The organism is Trichlorobacter sp., assembly GCF_030247655.1.
GTDB lineage: Bacteria > Desulfobacterota > Desulfuromonadia > Geobacterales > Pseudopelobacteraceae > Trichlorobacter.
Genome location: NZ_JAOTRZ010000197.1, coordinates 1 through 5,602 on the forward strand (window position 1 = coordinate 1; position 5,602 = coordinate 5,602).

Genomic DNA, 5,602 nt, shown 5'->3' on the forward strand with positions numbered 1-5,602 from the left:
GAGCAGTGTCAGCAGCTGAAGCACCAGTTGTCCAACCCTCAAAATGAGGATTGTTGTCCGCTCCTCCTTGACGATTGTTGTCTGTTGTACCAGGCTCGCCCGATTATCTGCCGCACCCATGGACTGCCAATCCTGATCACTGAAGAAACAGGCCGCCGGGTGGATGTCTGCCCGCGTAACTGCAAAGGCATGGAGCGGATGCCGGGTGGTGCCCTGATTGACCTGGAGCGGCTTAATTCTTTGCTGGTCTCGGTCAATGTGCTGTATCTACGCGAGTTCGGCATCAAGCTGCCGGATCGCATCCCCCTTGCCTCCCTTGGAGAAATGTTGCCGTGACCAGAATCAGCCTGAAGAAAAACGAAGACCGTCGGATCAAGGCTGGGCACCCCTGGGTGTTCAGTAACGAGATTGGCCGGATTGAAGGTGCCTCAGAACCGGGCGCAGCCTGTGAACTGTTTGATGTAAGCGGTAATTTTATCGGTACCGGCTACCATAACCCCCACTCCCTGATTGCGGTCCGTCTGCTTTCCCGCCAGCAGGAGGATATAGACTCAGTCGGTTTCTTTGAAGGGCGGATTGCTGCTGCCCTGGCCCATCGACGTAGCCTGTATCCCCAACTGGAAACCTTCCGGCTGGTCTATGGCGAGTCTGATTTTCTGCCCGGTCTGGTGGTGGACAAGTACGGTGATTACCTTTCACTGCAACTGCTGTCTGCCGGTATGGATAGACGGCGGAGTCTGATCCTGGAGGCGCTGCAGCGCCTGTTGTCACCCAAGGGGATTATTGCCCGTAATGATGTGGCGGTGCGCACCATGGAGGGGATGACTGAAGAGGTGGAACTGCTACAGGGAGCCATTCCGGATGCGGTTCCCATGCAGGAGAATGGCCTGACCTTTGAAGTGGACCTGCGTAATGGCCAGAAGACCGGCGGTTTTCTGGATCAGAAGGAAAATCATCTGCTGCTGGAGGGTATCTCCAAAGACAAGGATGTACTGGACTGTTTCTGCTACAGCGGCAGTTGGGCAGCCCATGCCGGCTTCTTTGGGGCCAGGTCAGTGCTAGGGCTGGATATCTCTGCACGTGCCGTTGCCCTGGCTGGTCGGAACGCTGCAGTAAACGGTCTGTCTGATCGTGTTTCTTTTGAGGAGTGCGATGCCTTTGATCGGTTGCGTTCACTGAAACTGGAAGGGCGCAGCTTTGGCGTGGTGGTTATGGACCCGCCCGCTTTTGTCAAAAATCGCAAAAACCTGGTCGAGGCCACCAAAGGATACATCACCATTAATCGCCGTGCTTTGGAGCTGTTGGAGCCGGGCGGCTACCTGATCAGCTGTTCCTGCTCCTACCATATGGGACGGGAACCGTTCCGCGAGATGCTGGCCACCTCTGCCCGGCAGGCCAAGCGTGAGGTGCGGATCGTGACGGCCCGTTCTCAGGCCCCGGATCATCCGGTGTTGTTGAACTTCCCGGAATCTGAATATCTCAAGTGTGTGGTACTGCAGGCAATATAATTCCGCTTCCATTTCAAGGCGCTCTCTTCGTTGGCTTGTCAGCGGCTCCTCGATGTACTACGTGTACACCTACGTCGCCGCCTTCCTCGCCGCCTTGAGATCATCCTTGAACTGAAACCGGAAAAGAGAAAGGGACGGTCAAACTGACTGTCCCTTCTTTTGTGCAACGAAGCAGACGGCCTCCGCAGTAGTTTTACAGCCCCGTAACTTCCCGGTCCTTGGGATACTCCACCACGATCTCGTAACTAAACACTTTCTTCTCCCCCGCTGCCAGCTTCATCTTCCAGATTAGTGTTCCATCATCCTTCTTCTCGGTTGGCGGCAGAGTAGCCTCTTCCAGGTTGATTTTGATCTCGCTGTCGCCAGCCAGCGGCAGTTGATCCTTGACGCTGATTGTCTGGACCTCTTTGCGGAAGTTGGTAACAGTTATCGTAGAGCGGTAGCCCATCCGGTTCTTGCCAAATATACCTGCCTCTTTATGCTGCTTCAATTCTTCCCGCTTGACCGTAATCTGATCATCACTGCCAAAGGGCAGGGTGAATTTCTCGCCCGAGGCAACCTGCTTCATATCAGCACTACCCACAAAGGTGTTACCGCTGAAGATCTTGACGGAGCCGGGCAGCAGCGGCCAGCCAGCCTTGTTGACCAGTTCGGCGGTCAGGTAGGCAACCGGTGAAAGCTTGGGTACGGTGCCATATTCAGTGCTGACCGGCAGTTTTTCCAGTGCTATCACGGTGCTGTGACGGGTGTTATCAGAAGGGATGTCAACCGGTTTTGGAATCTTGAAGGCGATTGAGGTCCCTTCTGCAGCCGCCTGGGCAGTCTGGAAGGCGGCAGGTGCAGGCGCTTCCTCCTCCTCCATTGCCATATCAGCTTTCATGTTTTCTGCTATCACCGGCCTTGCTGCCTTTTTATAGCTTCTCATCGGTGCCGCTGCAGGCATGGCCATCGGCATGGGGCGATAGAAGGAGATTCGCCACGGATAGAGGGTGGGAGGAGCGCCACCGCTTGCCGGACGTGCGGTAGAGAGGGTCAGCGGCACATTGTTCCAGTCTTCACCGGTCTGTTGACGAACCTGGGCGCGATAGGTCAGCTCTGCGCTGGTGCCATCCTGGGCAAGGCGTACATCATAGCTGGGTTCCCAGGTGGCCTGAGTCACAACCCCGGACAGATCCAGAGTCAGTTTGCCCTCTTTGGTGGTTTCCACCGCCACTTCAACGGTCTTACTTTCCTTGCGGTAGGAACCGGTGGCTTCCTGTTTCTTTCGTTTCAGGGCGTCCATCTGCTCTTTGATGATCTGTTTTTCCTGCTCGATATCACGTTGCTGGTCTTCAACCTTGACGGTATTGCTGCCCACAAATCCCATGGCTTCATTCAGTTCAGCGGCGGTTGGCTTGCCAATGGCCAGCTGTTGCGATATCCGCTCACCCCAGGCCACTTTAATCGAGTCAACAAACCCTTTCTGGGCAAGCAGACCGGCCTTTCTGGCATCAAGACCACCCAGTTTGCGCTCCAGCTGTTTCAGTTCCCCTTCAATCTCCTTGATCCGCTTGTCTGCAGTCTGGGCCAGAAAACTGCGTTTGACCTCAATGCCGGTAATGGTGGCCCGTGCGGTTCCTTTGGCATCAACCCGCACAGAATCATCCTGCAGCAGCACCGGTAATCCTTCCACCGCAATGATCTGGCTACCCGGTTTCAATGCAACGGTTACGGTACGGGTTACCTGGGCCCGGTCCAGATACACCGTTACGGCGCTGATTGTTGCCTGGGCTGGTATACGTGTTGGCAGAGCGGCTTGTGTGATGCCGGGGTAAAGACAACAGCTAAGCAGGATTAACAGGTAACGAAACGGCATAGAAAACCTCCTGATCATTGGTAGGTAAGTGCTGCTCAGTATACCAGAACTTTTCAGCTTGTCTTGGGAATCCTGCTATGCAGTGTCTGTATAGTGATATGACGGTTTTTGTCAGTTTGGCCCGGTTTTGAGTGTAGTGGCTGAAACGGGTATTGTTTTAACTTAATGGCATTGTTATGTTTTATTCTGTTCTGAAGCGATTGCCACGTATCTTGCAAAGGGTATGCAGTACCAATGAACGTACGTTCTGAGGAGGTTTGCCATGGCTATGATTCGTGTTTTGTGCCCTCACTGTTCCTTCAGTCGTGAAGTGCTGGATAGCCAATTGCCGGATCAGCCGGTGAAGGCTCATTGCCCCAAATGCAAAAAGAGTTTCGATTTTTTTAAAGGGGCAGTTCCACCAGCGCCATCTTTTGAAATTGAAAGTACTTCAGCATAACGCCATACTTGTAAGTGGCTCTACGCACAAACAGCATCCAATGTTCACTGGATGCTGTTTGTGCGAGTTGAAACTATCAGGCAGAGACCTTAGCGTGCTGCAGACGCCTGGACCTGTTGCTCCATCAGGCTGGCCATCCGCTCCAGCGGTGCCTGCTGTACCTGCTTGCCGTTGTGGTAAAACAGTACCAGCCGGAAATCACCTGCCAGGGCGCGGTTAGCCACATCATCCGGGGTAAAGGTGGTGCGCCCCAGTGATTTTTTTGTAGGCCATTCCACGCCACTGTAGGTCAGATAGACCAACTTTGAACAGTAGACCCGCTCCTTTGATTCCACATCAAAATTGAAATCGTATGGTTTTCCCACCTGCCGCAGAGACTGCAGGATTACCCGGACCCGGTCATCCCTGCTGATGTTCTGTTTGCGCAAGACCCCAACGCTGTCAATATTCATAAACTGATCCAGCGGGTTCATCTCAACCCCGGAGCGCAGCGCTTCAACCACGCCGCGTCCCTGATGAATCTGGTCATGGTAACGCTTGACCAGCGGGTTGTCCCAGATCCCCAGTTCACGCAGCTCTTTTTCGGTGCCGATCCAGACCGCTGCATGGCCCCAGTAACCGGGGATCAGTTTGTCGGTCAGGCGGAAGGGGGTTTTTTCCAGCAGCACATCGCCTGCCTGCAGGGCGCCTGTTAACTGTTCCCTGACCGGCGGTTTGCGATACAGTTTGCCTTTGCGTGTCTCCACCAGCCCCACCGCGTTGCCGAAGACCATGCTGAACAGGCTGATGCCGTGCCGCTCCAGACCGGAGAGGGTATCCTCGGTCACGCCGCCCAGAAAGCCAACTTTGCGCCCTACCACATAGAACGGCGACCAAGTGCGCACCATGGAGTAGGAGGGGCTCTGTTTGATCAGCAGATTGATGTAGGCGGTCTCTGGATTGGCTTCCACCACCTGCGTAAATCGTTTTGTCTCTTTCTCGTAGAACTTGATTGCGCGACGAACCCGGCTGCGGTTGTTGATTGAGTTGTAGGATAGGGTTACCTTGGCCAGGGCCGCGCTCTTGACAGCATAGCCGGGGTCTGCCTCGTTCAGCAGGCGGCGCAGCTTGGCATCCCCTTCAAACAGCGAAACCGAAAGCAGGTAGTTGTCGTACAGCAAAAAAGCGGATGAGAGTGACATCATCACCCCGTTTAGACGGGCTTCCGGCGATACACCGCGGGCAATCCAGTCCTGTTCAGTTCCGTCCAGCCAGCATTCGTGGGACTCCGCCACCTCCATCAACTCTTTGCGCAGCTTCAGGTGTTCGGTAATGCCGATATTCATGATCTCCAGATCATCGCCGGACAACGGCTTTTTCTGTTCCATCTGGGCCTTGATCCGTTTACCCACCGAGATGGTTTCTGCACGCAGCATCAGGGCCTGCTCCGCCAGATTACGGAAGTGGTCCAGCTCCTTCTTCAGCCCTTCATTCACCTGCTGTTTGGCAGTACCATGGGCTTTAAGCAGATGCTCGCGGCACTTTTTTGGCAATGCTGCGCTTGATGAAGAAGATGAAAGCTGCCCCTGAACGTCATCAGCAGGGGCGGCGTGGGAACAGGGTGCTGTGATAAGCAGCAGACCCAGCAGTAGTGCTGGTGATTTTTTTAATAATGACAGCATGCATCTTCTCCCATGTGGTGATGATCCGGGGCTATTCTTGTTTCGGTGGCACCGGTGCAAACCAGCCGATCACCAGCAGCAGTAATCCTACGGCAACAAATGATACGATTCTGGCCACGGTACCGTGACCTGCAAGATC

Annotated in this window: 5 protein-coding genes and 1 pseudogene; 3 read left to right on the top strand and 3 right to left on the bottom strand. The window is 54.5% G+C overall.

Annotated features, from left to right (window positions below; translation table 11 throughout):
- Both OEL57_RS13555 and OEL57_RS13560 read left to right on the top strand, forming a co-directional pair.
- Nucleotides 1–336, top strand: a pseudogene (locus OEL57_RS13555) (YkgJ family cysteine cluster protein); the annotation flags it as partial.
- Nucleotides 333–1,508, top strand: a complete 1,176-nt coding sequence (locus OEL57_RS13560) for a class I SAM-dependent rRNA methyltransferase (protein ID WP_300741134.1) — start codon at nucleotides 333–335, stop codon at nucleotides 1,506–1,508. The pseudogene OEL57_RS13555 and the gene OEL57_RS13560, both read left to right, overlap by 4 nt.
- 193 nt (nucleotides 1,509–1,701) lie before the next feature.
- Here the strand turns inward: OEL57_RS13560 and OEL57_RS13565 are convergent, their stop codons facing one another.
- Nucleotides 1,702–3,363 (bottom strand): mucoidy inhibitor MuiA family protein, encoded by a 1,662-nt coding sequence (locus OEL57_RS13565; RefSeq protein WP_300741136.1) that lies wholly within the window; start codon nucleotides 3,361–3,363, stop codon nucleotides 1,702–1,704.
- Nucleotides 3,364–3,625: 262 nt separating this feature from the next.
- On the opposite strand from OEL57_RS13565, the gene OEL57_RS13570 reads away from it, so the two are divergent.
- Nucleotides 3,626–3,802 (top strand): zinc-ribbon domain-containing protein, encoded by a 177-nt coding sequence (locus tag OEL57_RS13570; protein ID WP_300741138.1) that lies wholly within the window; start codon nucleotides 3,626–3,628, stop codon nucleotides 3,800–3,802.
- A gap of 89 nt (nucleotides 3,803–3,891) precedes the next feature.
- On the opposite strand, the gene OEL57_RS13575 is transcribed toward OEL57_RS13570, so the two are convergent.
- Nucleotides 3,892–5,463, bottom strand: a complete 1,572-nt coding sequence (locus tag OEL57_RS13575) for a YiiX/YebB-like N1pC/P60 family cysteine hydrolase (protein WP_300741139.1) — start codon at nucleotides 5,461–5,463, stop codon at nucleotides 3,892–3,894.
- Nucleotides 5,464–5,494: 31 nt separating this feature from the next.
- On the bottom strand, nucleotides 5,495–5,602 hold a 108-nt coding region (locus OEL57_RS17085; RefSeq protein WP_414718524.1), incomplete at its 5' end, for a DUF2339 domain-containing protein.

Coding starts and splice junctions, on each gene's coding strand:
- OEL57_RS13565 (WP_300741136.1), bottom strand. CDS start 3,363: ATGCCGTTTCGTTACCTGTTAATCCTGCTTAGCTGTTGTCTTTACCCC.
- OEL57_RS13570 (WP_300741138.1), top strand. CDS start 3,626: ATGGCTATGATTCGTGTTTTGTGCCCTCACTGTTCCTTCAGTCGTGAA.
- OEL57_RS13575 (WP_300741139.1), bottom strand. CDS start 5,463: ATGCTGTCATTATTAAAAAAATCACCAGCACTACTGCTGGGTCTGCTG.